Annotated in this window: 23 protein-coding genes; 6 read left to right on the top strand and 17 right to left on the bottom strand. The window is 69.1% G+C overall.

Annotated elements, in window-relative coordinates:
* Positions 1–156: 156 nt before the first annotated feature.
* Genes PUT80_RS30275 through PUT80_RS30255 form a run of 5 tightly spaced genes read right to left on the bottom strand, consistent with a single transcriptional unit; the run spans position 157 to position 7263 of the window.
* Positions 157–2646, bottom strand: a complete 2490-nt coding sequence (locus PUT80_RS30275; protein WP_275294232.1) for a LamG-like jellyroll fold domain-containing protein — start codon at positions 2644–2646, stop codon at positions 157–159.
* A gap of 52 nt (positions 2647–2698) precedes the next feature.
* Entirely contained in the window at positions 2699–3682 is a 984-nt protein-coding gene (locus tag PUT80_RS30270) for an ABC transporter permease (RefSeq protein WP_275294231.1), read from the bottom strand.
* The gene (locus PUT80_RS30265) at positions 3679–4638 is read right to left on the bottom strand and encodes an ABC transporter permease (RefSeq protein ID WP_037818333.1); all 960 of its coding nucleotides are present in this window, start codon (positions 4636–4638) and stop codon (positions 3679–3681) included. The genes PUT80_RS30270 and PUT80_RS30265 overlap by 4 nt, the downstream gene beginning before the upstream one ends.
* On the bottom strand, positions 4610–6187 hold the full coding sequence (locus PUT80_RS30260; RefSeq protein ID WP_275294230.1) for a sugar ABC transporter ATP-binding protein: 1578 nt from the start codon (positions 6185–6187) through the stop codon (positions 4610–4612). Before PUT80_RS30260 ends, PUT80_RS30265 begins: the two co-directional genes overlap by 29 nt.
* On the bottom strand, positions 6187–7263 hold the full coding sequence (locus PUT80_RS30255) for an ABC transporter substrate-binding protein (RefSeq protein ID WP_037818335.1): 1077 nt from the start codon (positions 7261–7263) through the stop codon (positions 6187–6189). The genes PUT80_RS30260 and PUT80_RS30255 overlap by 1 nt, the downstream gene beginning before the upstream one ends.
* Positions 7264–7466: 203 nt before the next feature.
* Here PUT80_RS30255 and PUT80_RS30250 point away from each other — a divergent pair, with 203 nt between their 5' ends.
* Complete coding sequence (locus PUT80_RS30250; protein WP_043839563.1) at positions 7467–8471, top strand: LacI family DNA-binding transcriptional regulator; 1005 nt, start codon at positions 7467–7469, stop codon at positions 8469–8471.
* On the opposite strand, the gene PUT80_RS30245 is transcribed toward PUT80_RS30250, so the two are convergent.
* Positions 8468–9064 carry a LysE family transporter gene (locus tag PUT80_RS30245; RefSeq protein ID WP_275294229.1) on the bottom strand — a complete coding sequence of 199 codons (597 nt, stop codon included), beginning with the start codon at positions 9062–9064 and terminating at the stop codon, positions 8468–8470. The genes PUT80_RS30250 and PUT80_RS30245 overlap by 4 nt on opposite strands.
* A 161-nt stretch (positions 9065–9225) precedes the next feature.
* On the opposite strand from PUT80_RS30245, the gene PUT80_RS30240 reads away from it, so the two are divergent.
* Positions 9226–9555, top strand: coding sequence for a hypothetical protein (locus tag PUT80_RS30240; protein WP_275294228.1), 330 nt, complete (start codon positions 9226–9228; stop codon positions 9553–9555).
* A 3-nt stretch (positions 9556–9558) separates the two neighbouring features.
* Here PUT80_RS30240 and PUT80_RS30235 read toward each other — a convergent pair whose 3' ends face one another.
* The 3 genes from PUT80_RS30235 to PUT80_RS30225 form a co-directional block, all read right to left on the bottom strand.
* On the bottom strand, positions 9559–10242 hold the full coding sequence (locus PUT80_RS30235; RefSeq protein ID WP_275294227.1) for an alpha/beta hydrolase: 684 nt from the start codon (positions 10240–10242) through the stop codon (positions 9559–9561).
* Between the two features lie 182 nt (positions 10243–10424).
* Positions 10425–10985: a snapalysin family zinc-dependent metalloprotease gene (locus PUT80_RS30230; RefSeq protein ID WP_037818340.1), complete on the bottom strand. Its 561-nt coding sequence runs from the start codon at positions 10983–10985 to the stop codon at positions 10425–10427.
* A 147-nt stretch (positions 10986–11132) separates the two neighbouring features.
* Positions 11133–11744, bottom strand: coding sequence for a YbaB/EbfC family nucleoid-associated protein (locus PUT80_RS30225; protein ID WP_275294226.1), 612 nt, complete (start codon positions 11742–11744; stop codon positions 11133–11135).
* Between the two features lie 125 nt (positions 11745–11869).
* Between PUT80_RS30225 and PUT80_RS30220 the strand changes: the two genes are divergently transcribed.
* From PUT80_RS30220 to PUT80_RS30205, 4 genes are all read left to right on the top strand, one after another.
* Positions 11870–12487, top strand: coding sequence for a TetR/AcrR family transcriptional regulator (locus PUT80_RS30220; protein ID WP_107051187.1), 618 nt, complete (start codon positions 11870–11872; stop codon positions 12485–12487).
* 151 nt (positions 12488–12638) lie between these two features.
* Positions 12639–13847 (top strand): cytochrome P450, encoded by a 1209-nt coding sequence (locus PUT80_RS30215; RefSeq protein WP_275294225.1) that lies wholly within the window; start codon positions 12639–12641, stop codon positions 13845–13847.
* A gap of 13 nt (positions 13848–13860) precedes the next feature.
* The gene (locus PUT80_RS30210) at positions 13861–14055 is read left to right on the top strand and encodes a ferredoxin (RefSeq protein WP_037818343.1); all 195 of its coding nucleotides are present in this window, start codon (positions 13861–13863) and stop codon (positions 14053–14055) included.
* A 49-nt stretch (positions 14056–14104) separates the two neighbouring features.
* The gene (locus tag PUT80_RS30205) at positions 14105–14905 is read left to right on the top strand and encodes a TetR/AcrR family transcriptional regulator (RefSeq protein ID WP_275294224.1); all 801 of its coding nucleotides are present in this window, start codon (positions 14105–14107) and stop codon (positions 14903–14905) included.
* Here the strand turns inward: PUT80_RS30205 and PUT80_RS30200 are convergent.
* Genes PUT80_RS30200 through PUT80_RS30165 form a run of 8 tightly spaced genes read right to left on the bottom strand, consistent with a single transcriptional unit; the run spans position 14871 to position 20566 of the window.
* Positions 14871–15623 (bottom strand): class I SAM-dependent methyltransferase, encoded by a 753-nt coding sequence (locus tag PUT80_RS30200; protein WP_275294223.1) that lies wholly within the window; start codon positions 15621–15623, stop codon positions 14871–14873. The two genes, PUT80_RS30205 and PUT80_RS30200, sit on opposite strands and share 35 nt — an antisense overlap.
* A 10-nt stretch (positions 15624–15633) precedes the next feature.
* Complete coding sequence (locus PUT80_RS30195) at positions 15634–16095, bottom strand: hypothetical protein (protein WP_275294222.1); 462 nt, start codon at positions 16093–16095, stop codon at positions 15634–15636.
* A gap of 14 nt (positions 16096–16109) precedes the next feature.
* The gene (locus PUT80_RS30190; RefSeq protein WP_158714556.1) at positions 16110–16610 is read right to left on the bottom strand and encodes a MarR family winged helix-turn-helix transcriptional regulator; all 501 of its coding nucleotides are present in this window, start codon (positions 16608–16610) and stop codon (positions 16110–16112) included.
* A 27-nt stretch (positions 16611–16637) separates the two neighbouring features.
* Positions 16638–16841, bottom strand: a complete 204-nt coding sequence (locus PUT80_RS30185) for a hypothetical protein (RefSeq protein ID WP_037818347.1) — start codon at positions 16839–16841, stop codon at positions 16638–16640.
* The gene (locus PUT80_RS30180; protein WP_037818348.1) at positions 16838–17077 is read right to left on the bottom strand and encodes a glutaredoxin domain-containing protein; all 240 of its coding nucleotides are present in this window, start codon (positions 17075–17077) and stop codon (positions 16838–16840) included. Before PUT80_RS30180 ends, PUT80_RS30185 begins: the two co-directional genes overlap by 4 nt.
* On the bottom strand, positions 17074–19194 hold the full coding sequence (locus PUT80_RS30175) for a phage holin family protein (RefSeq protein ID WP_275294221.1): 2121 nt from the start codon (positions 19192–19194) through the stop codon (positions 17074–17076). The genes PUT80_RS30180 and PUT80_RS30175 overlap by 4 nt, the downstream gene beginning before the upstream one ends.
* On the bottom strand, positions 19191–19778 hold the full coding sequence (locus PUT80_RS30170) for a DedA family protein (protein ID WP_037818351.1): 588 nt from the start codon (positions 19776–19778) through the stop codon (positions 19191–19193). Before PUT80_RS30170 ends, PUT80_RS30175 begins: the two co-directional genes overlap by 4 nt.
* The gene (locus PUT80_RS30165) at positions 19775–20566 is read right to left on the bottom strand and encodes an MBL fold metallo-hydrolase (RefSeq protein ID WP_134732744.1); all 792 of its coding nucleotides are present in this window, start codon (positions 20564–20566) and stop codon (positions 19775–19777) included. Before PUT80_RS30165 ends, PUT80_RS30170 begins: the two co-directional genes overlap by 4 nt.
* Positions 20567–20658: the final 92 nt, after the last annotated feature.

The following is a 20658-nucleotide window of genomic DNA, read 5'->3' as shown; positions in this document are numbered from 1 at the left end:
GCATCCAGCAGGTGCCCTCTCCCTCGGTGACAATTGCTCTGTCGCAAGAACAATCATCCCAGGCCAGAGGGCACCTGCCCGACCGGACACGACCCACAACACCAATTCACACCGGTGGATCCAGGTCAGATTCCCTCAAGGAGCCCTTCACGGACATCAGGACGCGTACAGCTTCGCCACCTCCGCAGCCGACAACGCCCGGTCGTACAGATGCACCTGGTCCACCGCCCCGTTGAGGAAGTCGACCGGGTTGCCGCCGTACTTGCCGCGGCCGATCACGGTGTGGCCGGTCGACGCCTCGCCTAGGCAGACGCTCTTCGACGCCGCCAGTTGACCGTCCACGTACAGCGCGAGCTGTCCGGTAGCGGCATCCCTAACCCCGACCAGGTGGTACCAGCGGCCGGGTTCCGGGGTGAGCGGGGCGAGTGCCCGCGTGCCCACGAAGCTGAACGCCAGCTTGTGGTCCGCGCCGGAGTACTGCAGGAAGAACGCACTGTGGTCGTTTCCGTCCTGGCTCACCACGGTCTGGAAACCGTCGCCGACCGCGTTGAACTTGACCCACGCGGCGACGCTGTAGCTCAGGTCGGTCTTCACCAGCGGTGCCCCGGTGTCCGCGTACTGGCCGGAGCCGTTCACCGCCAGTGCCGAACCGCTGTGTCCCGCGGTCCAGGAAGCGCCGCCGACGAGCGTGGCGTCGTGCTGGCCCACGGTGTCCGCTGCCGTGGTGCCGCTGTTCTCGTCGAACGGATACGCGGCGATTCCGTCGATGCCCGGGGTGCCTGGCGGGATCACTGGACCCTGTTGCGGCGAGCCGTCGACGCCGTTGATCACCGACAGGTTCGCGGCTCGGACGGCGGCGAAGTCCATCTTCTTCACCTGCCGGTCGTAGGTGAAGAAGCCGTTGACCTCCTTCTCCACGTCGGTGGTCTGCGTGTACACGCCTGCCGACACTCCGCATTGCCGTCCGGCGAGCAGCAAGCGTTGCTGGAGTTCGGCGTAGCGGCGCGTGAGCGTGGCGCTGTCCGGTTCCATCTCGTAGGCGAAACTGCCGGCCGGGTCGAACTGGTGTCCGTCGACCTTCAGGCCCAGGCCGCCGTATTCGCCGTCGACCGCGGCGCGGGTGGCGTCTGGCACGGGGGTTCCGGGGCCGGTGTACGTGTGGTCGTCGTAGATGTCGCCGCGGCCGCTGTCCGGTTCGGAACGGCAGCAGTTGACGCCGGACTCCGCGTCCACGAGCCGCGTCGGGTCCCAGGCCTTGACCTGGTCGGCGATCCGGCCGACGGCGTAGTCGCCCCAGCCTTCGTTGAACGGGACCCACGTGACGATCGACGGGAAACTGCGGTGCTGGTCGATCATCCGGTGCAGTTCGGATTCGAAGTTCGCCTGCGACGCGGGCGTGGCCTCGATGTCGTCCTTCATCGCGGGCATGTCCTGCCACACCAGGAGCCCGAGCTTGTCCGCGTAGTAGTACCAGCGATCAGGCTCGACCTTGATGTGCTTGCGCACCATGTTGAACCCGAGCGCCTTTTCCTGCTCCAGATCGAACTTCAGCGCCGCGTCGGTGGGCGCGGTGTAGATGCCGTCCGGCCAGAAACCCTGGTCCAGCGGGCCGAGTTGCATCACGAACTTGCCGTTGAGCATCATCCGTTGCTTGCCGTCGGCGGTCTTCCCGATGGAAACCGACCGGAGGCCGAAGTACGAGCCGACACTGTCCCCGGAGGTCAGTGAGACCCGCAGGTCGTACAGGAACGGATCGTCCGGCGTCCAGAGGTGCGGCTTGTTCACCTTGAGTTTCAACGGGGTGTTCGCCGGTCCGGACGCGAAGCCGACGACGCGGCCGTGGTCGTAGGCGATGGCTTGCACACGTTGTTTAGTCGGTCCGCCCACCACGGCGTTGACGGTGACCGAGCCGCTGGCGACGTCCGGCGTGGTGTCGACCCGCGAGATGTAGGCCGGGGTCACCGGTTCCATCCAGACGGTCTGCCAGATGCCGGACGTCGGGGTGTAGAAGATTCCGTCGCCGGGTTTGCGCTGTTTGCCGAGCGGTTGTCCGCCCGCGTCGTTGGGGTCCGTAACGCCGACGACGACTTCCTGGTCTTTCCCGGTGGTCAACGCGTTGGTGACGTCCGCGGAAAACGCGTCGTACCCGCCGGTGTGGCGGGCGACTTGATGGCCGTTGACCCACACGGTGGTGTCATAGTCGACCGCCTGGAAGTGCAGGATGAGTCGCTCGCCCCGGCCGCCGACGTGCCAGTTCTTCGGCACCTGGAACGTCCGCCGGTACCACATCGACGTTTCGTGCCGCATGATTCCCGACAACGCCGATTCGACCGGATACGGCACGAGGATGCGTTCGTCGAGACTGCGTTTGATCGGCGGGGAATCGCCCGGTTTGGCGGCGGAGAATTCCCAGACGCCGTTGAGGTTCTGCCAGTTGTCGCGGGTCATTTGCGGCCGCGGGTATTCGGGAAGGGCGTTGTCCGGCGAGACCTGGCCGGTCCACGGGGTGGTCAGGGGAGGGGTGAGGCGGTGCCACTGCGGCGGATCGGCCGCGGCGGCGGGGACACTCGACAACCCGGACACGGCCACGGCGAGCGCGGCGGCCGCCGTGGCCAAACGGCCGGGTCTGCGGGCAGGACGGACCATCGTCGAACCTCCTACTAACAGGTGGATCTCCTGCGAAGGGGGACTGCGCGGATCAGGATCGGCGGGAGCGGGCCAGCAGTCGCTGGATCACGACGACGACCAGCAGGAACGCGCCGCTGACCACCGTCTGGTAGTTGGAATCGAGGGTGCCGACCTGGTTGATGACGTTCTGGATCAGCGTCTTCAGCAGCACGCCGACGAGCGTGCCGATGACGGTTCCCGCGCCGCCGGTGAGCAGCGTTCCGCCGATGACCACGACGGAAATCGCGTCCAGTTCCGTGCCGACGCCGAGCACGGTGACGCCTGATTGCAGGTACGCCGCGGTGAGCACGCCGGCGAATCCGGCGAGCGTGCCGCTGAGCGTGTAGAGGGTGATTTTGGTGCGGGCCACCGAAAGACCCATCAGCAGCGCGGACTGTTCCGAGCCGCCGAGTGCGAAAATCGACTGGCCGAACCGGGTCCGGCGCAGCAGCAGACCGCCGAGTCCGAAAAGGACCAGAGCGAGATACACCGGTACGCCGATGCCGAAGATCTTGCCCTGTCCCAGCCAGAGCAACGCCGAACCTGGCTCTACTTTGTACGTCGTCGCGCCCTCGTTGGTCAATGCCAGCAGGAGACCGCGAGCGAACAACAGCGAGGCGAGCGTGACGATGAACGGCGCCATCTTCGTGCGAGCGATGAGAAGCCCGTTGATGAAGCCGATCAGTCCGCAAACGACTAATGGCAGCAGGATCGCCACGACTAGGCCGTATTGGGAACCGTACGCGGCCAGCACGCCGCCGAGCGCGTACACCGAGCCGACGGACAGATCGATCCCGCCGGAAATGATCACGAACGTCATGCCCAGCGCGATCACTGCCAGGAAAGAACTTTGCAACGCGAGGTCGCGCAGGTTGTCGGCGGACCCGAAGCGGGGGAAGGCAAACCAAGCGGCAGCCACGCCGAGCACCAGCACTACGGCCGCGCCTTGGCGTTGCAGGACTGCCGCGAACGCCGCGCCGCGTTCCGACGGCGGGGCGGCGGTGGTCGCGATCATCGCGTGCTCCGTTCCCGGGCGACGTACACCGCGGCGACGATGATGGCGGCCTGCACCATTTGCGCGGCGGAATCGGGCAGGTTGTGCTTGATCAGCGTCGCGTGCACCAATTGCATGAGCAGCGCGCCGAATACCGTGCCGAGCACGCGCACGCGGCCGCCGGTAAGTGGAGTCCCGCCGACCACCACCGCGGTGATCGCGGACAGTTCCATCAGCAGACCGAGGTCGTTGGGATCGCTCGCGGCGAGCCGTGCGGTGGACAGCACGCCCGCGATTGCCGCCAGCGCGCCGGACATGGCGTACACGCCGATCAGGACGCGTTTCACCGGCAGTCCGGCGAGTGTCGCAGCGGGACGGTTGCCGCCGACCGCGACTAGGTGCCGGCCGAAAGTGGTGCGCCGCACCAGCAATCCGGCCAGTACCGAGAGGACTGCGGCCACCAGGACCATGATCGGCACGCCGAGCACGTCGCCGGTGCCGAGCGCGAGGAAGTCCGGGTTGTGCAGCTGCACCAGCTGCCCGTGCGCGATCACGAGCGCCAGCCCGCGACCGCCGACGAGCAAGGCCAGGGTCGCGATGATCGGCTGAATGCCCAGCTGGGCCACCAGGAATCCGCTGAACAGCCCGGAAGCGACCCCGGCGATCAGCGCGACCACGATCACCATGACCGGCCCGGCCCCGAGATACAGCGGGACGAGCGCCGCGGCGACCGACATCACCGAGCCCACCGACAGGTCGATGCCCTCGGTGCCGATCACCAGCGCCATGCCGAGCGCGACGATGCACACCGGCGCGGCCTGCACCAACTGCGTGCGGAAGTTGGCCGCGGAGAGGAAGTTCTGCGTGAACGCGATGTTGAACAGCAGCAGCACGACCACGGCCAGGTACACGCCGTAGTTCTGCAGCCAGCTCGTGACGCGGGCGCGGTCAGGTCTCGTCAGTGTCGCGGTCGACATCGTTGTCACCCCCTGCAGCTATCGCCGCCAGCACGTTGTCTTCGGTGACCGCGTCGCCGGCCAATTCGGTGGCGACGCTGCCGTCGCGCAGGACGACCACCCGGTCCGCGCCGTCGAGAATCTCTTCCAGTTCGGACGAAATCAGCAGCACGCCGAGCCCGTCCTGCGCCAGTTCGTCGATCAGCGCCTGCACCTCGGCCTTCGCTCCGACGTCGATACCGCGCGTCGGCTCGTCCAGCAGCAGCACTTTCGGTCCGGTGGCGAGCCAGCGCGCCAGCAAGACCTTCTGCTGGTTTCCGCCGGACAGTTCCGACACCTTCTGCTCCGGACTGGAGGCCTTGATCCGCAACCGTTCCATGAACGTCTTCACCACTCGGTCCTGTTTGGACCGGCTGACAAAGCCGAAAGTGGACAGTCGCGGCAACGCGGCGAGCACGATGTTCTCTCGCACGGACAGGTTCGGAATGATCCCGTCCGCCTTGCGGTCCTCCGCCAGCAGCGCGATCCCGGCCCGCATCGCCGCGGAGATCTTCCCGCGTTTCAACGGTTTCCCGGCCAGCAGCACAGTACCGCCGTCGAGCGGGAACGCCCCGACGACAGCCCGCGCGGTCTCGCTCCGACCGGACCCGAGAAGTCCGGCCAGCCCGACGACCTCGCCCGGCCGCACGCTCACCGAAACGTCGTGCAGTTTGTTGCCACCGGAAAGATTCGAAGCCTGCAGCAACGGTTCCTTCTCCGCATGATGCTCCTCGCCGAACGCTGTGACGCCCTCAGCGCGAATCTGCCGGATCTCCCGGCCGAGCATCATCGACACCAGTTCGATGCGCGGCAACGGCTTCAGCGGTCCACTGTGGACCACGCGGCCGTCGCGCAACACGGTGACGCTGTCGCACACCCGGTACAGCTCGTCCAACCGGTGGCTCACATAAAGCACCGCGATGTCGTCCGCGTGCAACCGGGCCAGTACCTCGAACAAGGTGTCCACTTCGCGCGGTTCGAGCGACGACGTCGGCTCGTCCATCACGACCACACCGGCCTTTGTGGACACCGCACGAGCCAGCGCGACCATCTGCTGCGCACCGACGGCGAGCGTGTGCAGCGGACGCCGCACGTCGGTGTCGATTCCGTACCCGCTGAGCAGTTCGCGGGCCTGCTCGTTCATCGCGGACCAGTCGATCAATCCGGTGCGGGTGCGCGGTTCTCGGCCGAGGAAGACGTTGCTCGCCACGCTCATCAGCGGGACGAGGTTCACCTCCTGGTAGATGGTGGAGATCCCGGCGCGCTGCGCGTCGATCGGCCTGCGGAACTCGACCGGTTCGCCGAGATGGCGCACCTGTCCCTCGTCCGGCCGGTACACGCCGGTGAGGACCTTGATCAAAGTGGACTTGCCCGCGCCGTTTTCCCCGACCAGCGCGTGGACTTCGCCGCGGCGCAGGCTGAAGGAGACGTTGTCGAGGGCCACGGTGCCGGGGAACCGTTTGGTCACCCCGGTCACCTCGAGCACCGGTGCGGTCATGGTCGCCACCTGGGTGTCGGCCGTGCTCGTCATCAGTACGCGTTCCCGACCTTCTGGGCCGCGTTCGATTCGTCGTACGAGTCGTCGGTGATGACGATGCTCGGCGGGATCGGCTTGCCGTCCTCGAACTGCTGCAGCGTCTGGAACGCCAGCTGCCCGAACCGCGGGTTGGACTCGATGACCGCGTTGTAGCTGCCGTCGACGATCAGCTGCACCGCGTTGCGGGTGCCGTCCACGGACACGACCTTCACGTCCTTGCCGGGGTTCTTGCCCGCGGTCTTGAGGGCGTTGACCGCGCCGATGCCCATCTCGTCGTTCTCCGCGTACACCGCGGTGAGGTCCGGATGGCTCTGGATCAGCTGTTCCATCACCGACTGGCCCTTGGACCGGTCGAACTCGCCGGTCTGCTCGGCGACCACGGTGAGGCCTGGCGTCTTCGCCAGCTCGTCCTTGAACCCCTTGGTGCGGTCGGTGGTCACGTTGTTGCCTGAGGAACCGAGCAGGATCGCGACCTTGCCGTTGCCGCCGGTGGACTTCGCCAGCGCGGCGGCCGCGCGGTGGCCCTGTTCGATGAAGTTGGAGCCGATGAAGGTGAGGTAGTCGGTGCACGGCTTCGACGTGACCTGCCGGTCGATGGTGACGACCGGGACCTTCTTCGCCTTCGCCGCGTCGAGCGCGGGCTGCAGCCCGTCGGAGTTCAGCGGGGCCACGATGAGCAGCTGCGCACCCCGGTCCAGCAGCGATTTGATGTCCGAGATCTGCTTGTTGAGGTCACTCTGCGCGTTCGTGGTGAGCAGGTGGTCGGCCGGGATGCCGAGCTTGCCCGCCTCGGTGCGGATGGACTGCGTCTCGGCGATCCGGAACGGGTTCGCCTCCTTCTCCGACTGGGAGAAGCCGACGATCGCGGTCTTCGGGTCGAGTTTCGGGTACCCGGTCTTGTCGAGGGTGCAGCCGTCGGCGGCCGGCGCGGCGGACGCGGCCGAGGCGGCGGGGCCGGAGCCATTGCTTTGCGCGGCCGGGGTTTCCTCGCGGCTGGTGCAGCCGGCGAGCACGAGTGCCGTGGCGGCCCCGGCGACGAGGGCGAAGCGGGCAGGGACGGACGGGGACACGGCGGACTCCTCGCAGCCGACGACTGGGGCAACCCGCTCGGCGGAGTGACGGCCGTCACCCCGCTGAGCTCCGGCTATTTTTACATCGTTGGAACAACGTTGTAAACAGGCAAAACGTCGCTACACTACGTGGTCGTCGGGGCTGGTGCGGAGAGCTTCGCGGGCTCGTGATGGGCTCTGGGCGAACGAGATGAGGAGTCAGCGTGGCCGTGACCCTGAAGGACGTCGCGACGCTGGCGGGCGTTTCGGTGAAAACCGTGTCGAACGTGGTGAACGGCTACGCGTTCGTGAAGCCCGAGAACCGGCGGCGCGTGGAAGAGGCACTGGCCGCGACCGGGTACCGGCCGAACGTCGGCGCGCGCAACCTGCGCCGCGGGCGGACCGGGTTCCTGGCGTTGATGGTGCCGGAGCTGAGCATTCCGTACTTCGGCGAAATGGCCGGGCTGGTGATCACCGCCGCGCAGCGCCGCGGGTGGAGCGTGCTGATCGAGCAGACGCAAGGGACTCGCGACCGGGAACGGGCCACTGTGGACTCATTGGGTCCGCATCTGGTCGACGGCGCCCTCGTGCATCCCGAAGCGCTCGAAGCGGACGATTTCCCCGACGCGGAAGGGAAAATCCCGCTGGTGCTCCTGGGTGAGCACGCGGTGGACGTCGCGCTGGACCGGGTGGCGATCGACAACGTGCGGGCCGCGCACGTCGCGGTGTCGCACCTGGTGTCGCTCGGCCGCCGGCGGATCGCGGCGATCGGCGCGAACCCCCAGCGCGGGACGTCGTCGCTGCGGCTCGCCGGCTACCGGGCCGCGTTGGCGGACGCTGGGTTGCGGTCGGCGGATTCCCTGGTGGAACCGGTGGCGAAGTACCACCGCGCCGAGGGAGCGGCGGCGATGAAACGGTTGCTGGCACAGGAAGAACCGCCGGACGCGGTGTTCTGCTTCAACGACCTGCTGGCCGTCGGCGCCTTGCGCTCGGCGGCGGAGCACGGGCTTCGGGTCCCCGAGGACATCGCGATCGTCGGCTTCGACAACACCGAGGAGAGCGCGTTCAGCCTCCCCGCGCTCACCACGATCTCGCCGGACAAGGCGGCTATCGCCGAGGCCGCGATCGACCTGATCGACAGCCGCCTCGCCGGTACGGAGAGTGCTGCGCCGCGCTCGGTGCAGCCGCCGTTTTCCCTGGAGGTAAGGGAAAGCACGGTCGTTTCCTAAAGGAGCCGCACCGCCAGCACGAGGATTACCGCGCTGGACAGCAAAGCGGTGCCGAGCCGTCCGCGCGGACCGGTGAGGCCGCGTCCGAGCAACGCTCCGCCGACGGCCAGCACCAGTTGCCAGCTGGCCGAAGCGGCGAACGCGGCGGCCGCGAACACGGTGCCGTTGGCCGGTCGGTCGCCGAGGACGAGCGCGGTGAAGTAGATGATGGTGGACGGGTTCAGCAGGGTCAGGCCGAGCAGCGTCGCGTACGCCCGCAGCGGATGCGGTTCCGTTGCCAGCAAAGGAGTTTCCGGGGAACGATAACGCCGGATCGCCCGGACCGCGGTCCACGCGGCGAGCAGGAACAACGCGACGGCGGAGGTCAGGCGCAGGGGAGTGGTGATCGGGGCGAGCAGCGGGGCCAGCGCGGCTCCGCCGGTGGTGGCGAGAACGGCGTAGACGCCGTCCGCGGTAGCCACGCCCATCGCCGCGGCCGCTCCGACCCGCCACGACGTGCGAGCGGTGAGTTCGACCAGGTAGACGCCGATCGCGCCGACCGGCATGGCGATCCCGTACCCGGCGACGAGCCCCGCGACGAGCGCGGCGCTCATCGCACTGCCTGGCGGATCCCTTCCTGCGCCGTCTGCTGCTTGCCGCGCGCGGCGAGACAGCGGGACGGGCAACGACGGGCGGGTTCGGTGGTCATGACCGGAATACTCGGCTGCCTGGGCGGGACTGCGCAACTGAATTTCCGCCGTGCCAGGATGGGCGGATGCCGGTTGAACTGCCTGTGCCGCTTGTGGTCCGGTACCGCGCGGTGGATCGCGAAACGGTGGGCTCCGCGCTGGTGGACACTCCGAGCCACCTCGACGCCCTCGCCGAGGACATCGCGCGGAACGGAATCCGGACGCCGTTGCGGCTCGGATTTTGCGAAGACTTCGGCACGCTCGACGGCAATCACCGGATCCCCGTCGCACTGCGGCTCGGCCTGACCACGGTGCCGGTCACCGTGGTCAGGGAGCCGAGCACTCCGCGCCCCGCGCACGCGCGACCGATGCGGGCAGCCGATTTCGCGGTGCTCGCGGCCGCGGCGGGCGAGTAGCCGCTACTTGCCGCGCGCCGCCACCTTGTCGATCACCGTCGCCACCGCGTCCGGTTGGGACCACAGCGAATAGTGACTGGCCGCCAACTCGACACAGTCCGCCCCAGCCCGCTCGGCGAGCCAGCGTTGCAAGTCCGGGTTGAGGATCCGGTCCTCTGTGGACACTGCGTAAGCGGTCGGCAGGTCGTGCCAGGCGCCAGGACCCGCGGGCACGGCGAAGCACTCGGCACGCGCACGGCGTTGCACCGCGGCCAGTGCGGTGGCTCGTTCGGGAGCCACGTCGGCGGCGAAGGCGCAGTGGAAGCGGTCCGGGTCGGGCGACGACCAGCCGTCCTCGGTGAACACCATCGCGTCGTTGCCGGGCGAGTCCGGGAACTTGCCGTTCAGCGCAGGCACGTTCTCGCCTTCGTCCGGGACATACGCCGCGAAGTAAGCCAGGGCGTTGACCTGCGGATTGTTCTTCGCCGCACCGGAAATTACTGCGCCGCCGTAGGAATGGCCGGCCAGCACGACCGGGCCATCGAAAGCGGCGGCTTCCCGGCGAACCTCGGCGATGTCGTCCGCGAGCGAGGTCATCGGCAGGTGCGCGGCACGGACCCGGTGTCCTTGCCGGTGCAGCGCGGGGATCACCTCCAGCCACGCCGACCCGTCGCTCCAAGCGCCGTGAACCAGAACGATCTCCGCCATGAATGCCTCCCCTTCGTCTGAAGGCAAGCCAACCACGGGCGGTGTCCGGGGATTCCCGGTCCCGGCGGAAAGAGGAGGATTCCGACCTCAACCCGGGCCCGAACGGCGCTATCCGACTCGGCGCCCTTGACAGCGAAGCGGCGGCCGGGACGTGCCCGGCCGCCGCTTCGCTCAGCTGTGCGTCAGCCGACCGGCGAGTGGTCGTAAATCCGCTGCTGCGGTCCGGAGACCGCGCTGAGCCCGTTGGCCCACAACCGCTGCACGCGGGAGGCTTCCTGGGAATTCGGGTTGGCGTTGTGGCAGGACGGGCCGGGGCCGCCGCCCGACATCAGTTCGGAGCACGGGCCCGAGTAGTGGTCCGGCAGGCCGAGCGCGTGGCCGGTCTCGTGCGCGGTGATCCGCGTGTTGTCGTATTGGCGGGCCTGGGTGTAGTCGATGAAGATGGTGCCGTGGCCGTGCCCGTCGGTCTGCGCGTACGAGCCGCGCGGGTCGTTGCCCTCGACGTACCGCAGCGTGGCCCCGGACGAACGCTCGACCAGCTTCACGTTGGTGACCGCGCGGTTCCAGTTCGCCGCGCCCGCGTTGATCGCGGCCCGGAACGACGGTGCGCCGGACGTCGAGTAGTAGACCGTGGCGGACGCGACGGCGGAAGGAGCCGGAGCGGCGACCGCCACGGCGCCCGAAAGCGGGGCGGCGGCCAGCGCGAGCGCCACCGCGCCGGACAGCACGAACTTCCTGGACATAAGAAAGCTCCTGGGGGGATCGGGGAGTTTTGCCGGTTTTGCGCGCGCTCAACCCAAAGTAGGCAGAAGCTCCCGGTCTGTGACCCCCCATTCGTACGGTCCGGCAACTGGTGATTTCCCAACACTAACGACGGGTTGACAATCCGGTCACCACGGCTGCATCTCGTCGTCGTCCTCGCCGGCGGCGCGCCTGCGATGCGGACCGGACGTCGGCCGGGGCGGTTCGGGCGCGGCCGGGGGCGGCGGCGGGGTGGTGCCGGGAGGCGGCACCGGCGGACGGCTGTGCGTCGCGCCGCCCGGCGGCGGCATCGGGCGTCCGTAGGCCGCGCTGCCCGGCGGGGTGGTGCTGCCCGGCGGAGGTCCCGCGTAACGGGCGGGCGGTTCGGGCCGCGGCGGCTCGGCCGGAGGTTCCGGCTCTTCCTCGGGCTCCGGCAGGTACGACTTGACCACGTTCATCATCTCGCTGTCGCCGGCGATCGGCTCGAACGCGTCGATGACGTCGCGCGACACCTGGCGCTGCGCCTTCCCGTAGGCGTCCATGATCGCCGCGGTCAGCCGGGCGCCGCCGTGCCGCAGGGCGCGGTCGTCGATCTCGAGGTTCTTGAGTGCGCCGTTCGGGGTCACCGCGACCGACACCAGCCCGTCGCCCGACTTGGCGCGGCCCTCCGCGGTGCTCAAGGTTTCCTGCAGGGCAACGCTTTTCGCCTGCATCTCGTCAATCCGCCGCTGGAAGTCGTCCAGCCACCCCTGATCGTCCACCGGCGAACGCTATCGGCCGCCCGCGCCCAGCCGGTGAACCTCGGATGGCTGACGGGCTACGAAACGACCGACATCCGCGGCGGGCCGGAGCGGTGCGGGGCAGCGCGAGCGGTAACAATGGGCAAGTGTCCGAAGAAGTCCAGGCCCGCACGCGCAACCGCTGGGGCGAGGGCGAGCGGCTGCGCGGGGAAATCCTCGCCGCGGCCAGCAGGCTCCTGTCGGAACTCGACGGCGAGGACGCGCTCACCATCCGCGGCGTCGCCCGCGCCGTCGGCATCGCCCCGGCCAGCATCTACCAGCACTTCAGCGACCGGGCCGCGCTCGTCACCGGACTCGCCGAGCACGAGTTCGGCCGGCTGCGGCTCGCGATGGAAGCCGCCGAATCCCAGGTGCCCGCCGACGACGCGGTGGGCAGGCTGCGTGCGCTGCTGCACGCGTACTGCCGGTTCGCGATGGACAACCCCGGCCATTACCGGCTGATGACCGCCAACGGGTCGAGCCGCACCTCGCCGGACGTCCGGCCGCACGGTCCGACGATCGATTTCGTCGACCAGATCAGCGCCGCGTTCGCCCGCTGCGCCGAGGCCGGGGCCGCGCTCCGGGTGCCCGCCGACCGGGCCGGGGTGATCGCGTTCGTCGGCGCGCACGGCCGCGTCGCGCTGTTCCATTCGTCCGGGAGGCAGCCGGGCGAGGACGCCGTGGTGAGCTTCGCCGACGAGCTGCTGGCGCTCATTTTCGCTTGAGCCACGGGCGGTTTCGCCCGCTTTCCCCCTCTTGTCCACGGCCATCCCGGTGATCTTTGGACCCGAGTCTGGGCAATTGTTCACGAAGTCGCCTAACATCTGTTCGGTAAGTATCCGAACACTCGTTTGGTGACTTTTCCAGGAGGCTGTGATGGCCGACGCCCGGCCCGTAGAGCAGTTCCCGATGTCGCGCGGGCGCTGCCCGTTCGACCCGCCGCCCGATCTCGACCGCAAGCTGCGCGACGAACCGGTGTCGCGCGTGCGGATCTGGGACGGCAGCGAACCGTGGCTGTTCACCCGCTACGAAGACGTCCGCGCGATGCTCACCGACCCGCGGGTGAGCGCCGATCCCGGCCGCGCCGGCTATCCGTCGCAGACGCCGGGGCTCAAGGTGCGGCGCAGCCGGTTCAAGTCGTTCATCGGCATGGACGATCCGGAGCACGCCGCCCAGCGACGGCTGCTCACCGGCGATTTCATGGTGAAGAAGGTCCAGCGGATGCGGCCGCGGATCCAGCAGATCGTCGACGAGCTGCTCGACGAGATGCTGGCCGGTCCGAAGCCCGCCGACCTCGTGCAGGCGTTCGCGCTGCCGGTGCCTTCGCTGGTGATCTGCGAGCTGCTCGGCGTGCCGTACGAGGATCGCGACTTCTTCCACCGCTGCAGCAAGATACTGGTCTCGCGGGAAGCGACCGCGGAACAGTCGCTCGCCACGGCGGAGGAACTGCTCGACTACCTCGGGCGGCTGGTGGAGAAGAAGATCGACGACCCGGCTGACGACGTGTTCAGCCGCCTCGCGACCGGTCAGGTCGCCACCGGCGCGATGACCGTCCGGGAAGCGGCTTCGATGGGGCAGCTGCTGCTGGTCGCCGGGCACGAGACCACGGCGAACATGATCGCGCTCGGCACGGTCGCGCTGCTGGAGAACCCGGACCAGCTCGCCGCGGTCCGCGACGGCGACGACGCCTTGCTGGCCAACGCGGTCGAGGAGCTGCTGCGCTACCTGACGATCGTCCACTCCGGACGCCGCCGCGTCGCGCTCGAAGACCTGGAGATCGGCGGGCAGACCGTGCGCGAGGGCGAGGGCATGGTCGCGGCCACCGACATCGCCAACCGCGACGCGACGCAGTTCCCCGAGCCGGACAAGCTCGACGTCACCCGCAAGGCACGCCACCACGTCGCGTTCGGCTACGGCGTGCACCAATGCCTCGGCCAGCCGCTCGCGCGGGTCGAACTGCAGGTGGCCTACCGGACGCTTTACCGGAGGATTCCGACGCTCCGGCTGGCGAAGCCGCTGGAGGAGCTGAAGTTCAAGCACGACATGGTCGTCTACGGGGTGCACGAACTCCCCGTGACCTGGTGAAAGGAGCCGCGAAATGAAGGTGGTCGTGGACCAGTCCCGCTGTGTCGGGGCCGGGCAGTGCGTGCTCGTCGCGCCCGAGGTGTTCGATCAGCGCGACGAGGACGGGATCGTGGTGCTGCTGCAGGAAAACCCGCCCGCGGAACTGCAGGCGCAGGCCAAGGAGGCGGCGCAGCTCTGCCCGGCGCTCGCGATCGAGGTGGACGGCTGAGCCGGCGGCCCCGGCGGTCCTTTATCCTGTAAGGGGAAAGGGGTCGCCGGTGGTCGTGTTCGCGGGGCAGGGCGACGCCCGCCGTTCGATGGAACTGCTGTGGCGCGCGGGCAGCGAACCGCGCAGCGCGCCGGGGCCGAAACCCGCGCTGAGCGTGGACCTCATCGTGAACGCGGCGATCGAGCTCGCCGATGCCGAGGGCATGGCGGCGTTGTCGATGCGCGCGGTCGGGGAGCGGCTCGGGCGCACGGCGATGGCGTTGTACACGTACGTGCCGAGCAAGACCGAGCTGATCGACTTGATGTGCGACCAGGTGTTCGGCGATCTGCGCGACGACCACGAGCTGTCCGGCGGCTGGCGGCCCGCGTTGCTCGAACTGGCCGGCGACCTGTGGGACTTCCATCTGCGTCACCCGTGGCTGCTGCAGGTGTCCTACGCGCGGCCGGTGCTCGGTCCGGGGGAGTTCCGGATGCAGGAAACGGTGCTGCGGGTGCTGTTCGCGACCGGTCTGCCCGCCGGCCAGGTGCGGCGGCTGGTGGGCGCACTGCTCAACGTCGTGCGCGGCGCGGTGCAGATCGCCGCCGAATCGCGGTTGGCGCTGAAGGAAACCGGACTGTCCGATGAGGACTGGTGGCGCGCGCGGACGTCCGCGCTCGGCGAGCTGGCCCCGGATCTGGCGGAGCGATACCCGAACGTCGCGCGGCTGGGCGAGGAGAATTCGCCGCCACCGCCCGCCGGAGTGTCCTATTTGGAGCACGAAGCCCGGTTGAGCTTCGACGCCGGCGTGGCGGTGCTGGCGGACGGGATCGAGGCGGCTATCGCTTGCGCGCCTCGATCAGATACCGAGTAGTCGTCGCGACGAACGGGCCGTTCTGAAGTTCCTCGTGCAGCTCGCGCAGGCGCGGCAGGTATTCGTCCACAGTGAACCCCGGCACCATCCAGATCACCTTGCGCAGGAAGTAAATCACCGCGCCGATGTCGTGGAATTCAGTGCGGAGTTCCTCGAAGCGCAGGTCCACTACCTCGAGCCCGGCCCGCTCCGCTGCGGCTTTGGCGTGGTCTGGATGCCGGCCGTTGCGTACTTCCGGCGGCTGCGGTCCGAGGAAGTACTCGACCAGCTCGAACACGCTCCACGGCCCGACCTGTTGCGACAGATAGCGGCCGCCGGGCTTGAGGACGCGCTTGATCTCGTCCCACCACACCGTGACCGGGTGCCTGCTGACGACCATTTCGAATGTGTTGTCCTGAAACGGAAGCGGCGGCTCGTCCGTGTCCGCGACGACGGTCGCGCCGCGGGGTTCCAGCAACGCGGCCGCCTTCTCGAGATTCGGCGGCCACGATTCGGTGGCGACGGTGAGCGGGGGCAGGACCGGCACACCGGCCAGCACTTCGCCGCCGCCGGTCTGGATGTCCACAACGGACTGGACGTCCCGCAGTCGTTCGCCGAGCAGCCGCTGATATCCCCAGGACGGCCGCTGCTCGCTGGCCCGGCCGTCGAGCCAGGAGAAATCCCAGCCGTCGACCGACACCGACGCGGCCTCGTCCACCAGTTCGTCGAAGGTGCGCATCCGGTGATCGTCACAAATTCGGCGCGGGCGAGCCACTCGATTTTTGCCGCTGCCCGTCGAAGAACTCCCGCGCGGACAGGGGTGCCCACAGCAGGGCAACGATGACGAGCTGCACCGCGCCGACGACCGGGACGACCGCGTGGAACATCGGCGAGGACGACCAGGAGACGGCGCTGAACACCACGGACAACAGCTGGGAGACCGTCGTGAGACGGCGGGTCCACCGTCGCGCGGTGGCCAGCTTCCAGACCAGCAGCGCGCACAGCATCAGCAGGACGCCGTGGAACACCGCGCCGGAAACCACCGCGACATCGACGGACCGGTCGATCTCCGCCGCGGCGAACTCGGGGTGCTGGGACGCGATCTGCACACGCAAGGTGTCCCGGCTCGACCACATCACCACGGGCACTACCAGATGAGTGATCGCCACGACGGCCAGCAGCGCCCGCGCCCACTGCACTGGCGTCGGCACTGGTCGCTCCCGGATCACTGCTCCTCCTCGCTTTCCCGCACGTGCCGCGCGCGGCGCCAGCGAGGACCGGTTCCGGGCGGGCTCGTGACCGTGCCGCCGCGTTCCGCCCACGCCTGGTTGAGCCGGGTGACCAGCTCCAGCGCGGTGGTCACGTCCCGGTCCGGCCAGTCGGCGATGACCTCCGAGAAGACGGCGGCACCCGCCTCGATCGTGGTGGCGATCTCCGCACGGCCCTCGTCGGTCTGCCGGACGAGGAACGTGCGGGAATCGCTGGGATCGGGCTCCGCGACGACCTGCCCCGCCCGTTCGAGCGCGGCGAGGTGGCGGCTGGTCGCCGAGGCGGTGAGCCCGAGTTCGGCGGCGATCGCGGCGGGCCGGACGGGTTCCCGGGCGGCGACGGTCCCGAGCACCTGGATCCGGGTCAGGTCCAGGCGCCGGGAGAGCTGGCGGTGGCCCCGGTCGATGAGTTCCATGACCGCGCGGGCCAGGTCCGCAGAGTCGTTTCGTTGCGACACGAAACGACTTTATCAGAAGACGGAGGTCTACCGCCGCTGCGGAGCTGGCGGCACGGGTTTGGCGGCGACCACCGCGGCCAGCGGAACGACGACCAGGCCGCGTTTGGTCTCGACGGTGCAGGTGTCGGCGTCGCGGGCACGCAACGGACCGAGGGCGTCGGTGAACCCGCCCTCGATCCGGTATCGCACGACAACCCGCGTGCCCAGCGGGAGTTCCGTCAGCGGAGTCACTGCGCGAGGTGCGCGTTCAGCTCGTCGTCGCTCGGCTCGACGAGGTGGCTGCCGTCCGCGAAGACGATGGTCGGGATGCGGCGAGCGCCGTCCTGCAGTTCGCGTACGCGGGCTTCGGCGGCGGGGTCGGCCTCGACGTCGACGTAGTCGTACTCGACGCCCTTCGCGTCGAGCAGCGCGCGGCTGCGCTTGACGTCCGGGCACCAGCTCGCGCCGTAGACGATGGGGTTGCTCATGACACTACCTCCGAGGGGACGACAGCGGGTTTGTCTTCGGCCGCACCGGGTTCCGGGTGGCCGAGGAAGGTGAGCCAGTCGCGGAACACGCGGTGCACGGCTTCCGCGCCGACGGGTTCGCCGGGTGCCGGGAATTCTCGCGGATGCAGCAGGAAGCCGCGCTGCTGCGGTCCGCCGAGCCCGCCGTGCGAGCCGACGTGCCGTTCGAACGGCGAGGACTGGTCGGAGTCCGCGTCGTACCGGCTGTTGATCATGATGTCCGCGCAATGCGGGAAACTGTCGACGCGCTGGACCAGGTCGGCGGCGTACGGACCGTAGTCGGCCAGCGGGTCTTCGCCGATCACGACCCCGGTGGCCAGCCGCTTCAAACCGTCGCGACCGAGCACCACTGGACCGAATTCGCGGCTGCGGACCAGCAGGAACCCGACGCCGTCGTGGTCGACCAGCGTCGGCAGCAGGTCCGGGTACTCGCGTTCGATCGTCTCCAGCTCGACCCGGCCCTCGTGCTCAGTGAACGACACCATCGCCAGATGCCCGGACACGACCGCGACGACCCCGGGAGCCACCCGCGTGACCTGCCCCGGCGAGCCAGTCGCGGTGCGCGGCCGGTTGTCGGATCCTTCCGCGCCTTCGACCCGGGCCCGCAACCGTCGCGCGATCAAGCCGCCGGTCGCGGTCGCTTCGGCGAGTGCCGCGTTGACCTGCCAGCTTTCCGCCTGTCGCCGCTTTCCTTGCTCGGCAACGGGTTCGCCGCCGCAGAGCCGTCCGACGAGCGCCTCAATGGTTTCGCCGAACCGGTCGACGAACGCCTGGCCTTGGGTTTGCCCGTGGTCGGACAGCCCGACGATGTGGTACTTCCGCGGCGAGAGCCGACCGGCCCGCAGCAGCCGCGCGAATTGCTGGTCGATTGACCGCAGCACCTCCAGCGTGTCGAACCGTTCGATGCCGGAATGGTGCGCGACCTCGTCGTAGCCGAGGAAATCGGCGTACACCACCGGCCGTCCGGCGAGCATGTCGCCGATGATCGCGGACACCACGACGTCGCGTGCGATCACCGTCGTGCCCGGCCGGGCGAGCGGGTAGACGCCGCCGCGCGGAATCCGCGGCAGCACTCCCGCGCGCCGCTGTTTGGCCGCCGCGGACAGTTCACGGACGACGTCGGCGAGCGCGACCCCGAAGGTGCGCAACACGTTGACCGGATTGGCGAAGTAGGCACGGTACCCAGCGCCGACCCGGTCCCGGCGACGCTTGCGCGGCGTGAGCACCGGAACCGAACTCATGGTCAGGCTGACGTGCGGGGCGTCGCCGGAGAAGAGGTTGCCGTGGCTCGCGCCGCCGATCGACAGCAGGCCGCGCCCGTCGCTGTGCCGCCGCTCGATCTCCGCCGCGTCGGACGGATGCGCGCACGCCATGACGTGGTCGCGGTCCTTTTCGTACCAGCGGAAACCGAGGATGTCGTGGTTGGAACCGTGCAGGATCCCGCAGACGCTCGCGCCGGTCTGCGAACTCCAGTCGGTGTGCCAGCGGGTGAGCGAATGCGTGCCCTCGGACAGCCACTTGGCGAAGGTCGGCATGTCCCCGTCCCGCACGGCGCGGCGGACGGTGTCGTAACCGAGCCCGTCGATCTGCAGGAAGACCACGCCGGGCGGTTGGTCGGCGAAGTCGGTGCGGTGCTTCGCTTTCCGCAGGCGGCGAGCGGCGCGCCGGAAGAAGATCTCGTCCTCGTCGACGGCCAGCACGCTGGAGATCACCGCGCCCACCGCGGACATCGCGACGGTGATGACGACCGCCGTCGAGAACCCGTGCAGCTCAACGCCGGGTACGGCCTGGAGGATCGCCAGTGCCGCGGCGCTGAGCAGGATGTACGTGCCGACGCCGAGGGTGAAGTACGCGATCGGCCACGCCACCCGCACCACGAGCGGCCACACCACCGAGACGAGCAGTCCGAGGATCAGCGCGCACACCGTCGGCTGCCACCACGACTGCATCGTGAAGCCGTCGAGCCACGCGTCGAGCAGCCGCAACGCCCCGGTGACCGCCACCCAGACCAGCAGGACCCGCGCGACGACCCGGCCGCCGCGCAGCAACCGGCCCTTCGCCGGAGCAGGTGTCGTCATCGATGTCCTCCCGTCTGATGGGCCGCCCGTTTCTTGGAGATCAGCGTGGTCAGCACGGTCACCAGCAGCACCAGGACGGTCGCGAGCAGCGTCGCGATCAGCGGCGAGTCGAAGATGCCGCCGCTGAGGATGCCCAGCAGCGAGTACGCCACCGCCCACAACACGCAGGCCAGCAGGCCGGACGGGAGGAACTTGCGCCAGGGATAGCCGAGCGTGCCCGCGGCGAGCAGCACCGGGATGCGTCCGGCGGGCACCAGGCGGCCGATCACCACGAGCTGCCAGCCGCGTCTCGCGAACTGCTCGCGGCCTTTCGCGAGGCGTTCGGCTTGTTGTCGTCGTTCCACGAAACGCAGGAGGGGTTCACTGCCGAATCTCGGGACGGCGAAGGTGATCACGTCGCCCAGGTACGCGCCCGCGACCGCCAGCAGGATCACCAGCGGGAGCGAGAGGTGGTCGGTGGTCATCGCGACCGCGGCCGCCGCGCCGACGAGCGCGCCGGTCGGGACGATGGGGATCACGGAGCCGAGCAGTACTCCGCCGAACAGCGCCGGGTAGCCGATCGCTGACGGGTCTGTCCAATTCACCCGCGCTCCTCGCGAGTGGGGAGCAGGACGTCGGAGCCGGGGCGGGTGTGCAGGACCTCGGTGTCCAGGCCTAGACAGCGGACGTGGTGCGCGAAGGTGCGCGGGGGTTCCACGAGGAGCTGGCGCATCTTGGCGGTGCGGTGGATGCCGGGGACGGCGAGCGTGCCCCAGTGGACCGGGACCGCCGTGCGGGCCTGGAGGAGAGCGGCGGCTTCGGCGGCTCGTTCCGGGGTGAGGTGGCCTGGGCCGAGGTTCGGGCCCCAGCCCCAGACGGGGAGGAGAGCTACGTCTACCGGGCCCAGGTCGGCCATGCCGGGGAAGAGGTCGGTGTCGCCTGCGGAGTAGATCCGCTGGTTATCGGCCTCGAGGAGGTGGCCGAGGGCGGGGCTTTGCGGGCCGTGGGTGAGGCGAGGGCCCCAGCGGTGGCCGGAGTGGACCGCTTCGGTGGCGGTGATGTTCATCGGGCCGCTGGTGATGGTTTGGCCTGGGGAGAGTTCTTCCACCTCGGTGAAGCCTCGTTTGGCCAGCCAGGAGCCTGCGCCTCGGGGGACGACGATTCTCGTGTGCTTGCCGAGGAGTTTCAGGGAGGGGAGGTGGAGGTGGTCGCCGTGGAGGTGGGAGATGAGGACGACGTCTACTGCGGTCCAGGCGGAGACGTCGGGTTTGGGGGCTACTCGGGTTAGCGGGCCTACCCAGCGGGTGAGGACTGGGTCGGTGAGGGCGACCTGGCCGGCTAGTTCCACGCGGGTGGACGCGTGGCCTAGGAAGTGGAGGTTCGGGCTGGTCACGGGTTCGAGTATTGCTGGATGTGCGGCTGGATGCTCGGTGGAGTGGTGGGGGGCACCCTTTGGGGCTGTTGGTTTGCTTGGCGGCTCGTCGC

Origin of the sequence: Amycolatopsis sp. La24 (assembly GCF_029087445.1) — a bacterium.
GTDB classification, from domain to species: Bacteria; Actinomycetota; Actinomycetes; order Mycobacteriales; family Pseudonocardiaceae; genus Amycolatopsis; species Amycolatopsis nivea.
Note: the sequence above shows the minus strand (reverse complement) of the source record. Positions and strands in the feature narration are given on the sequence as shown.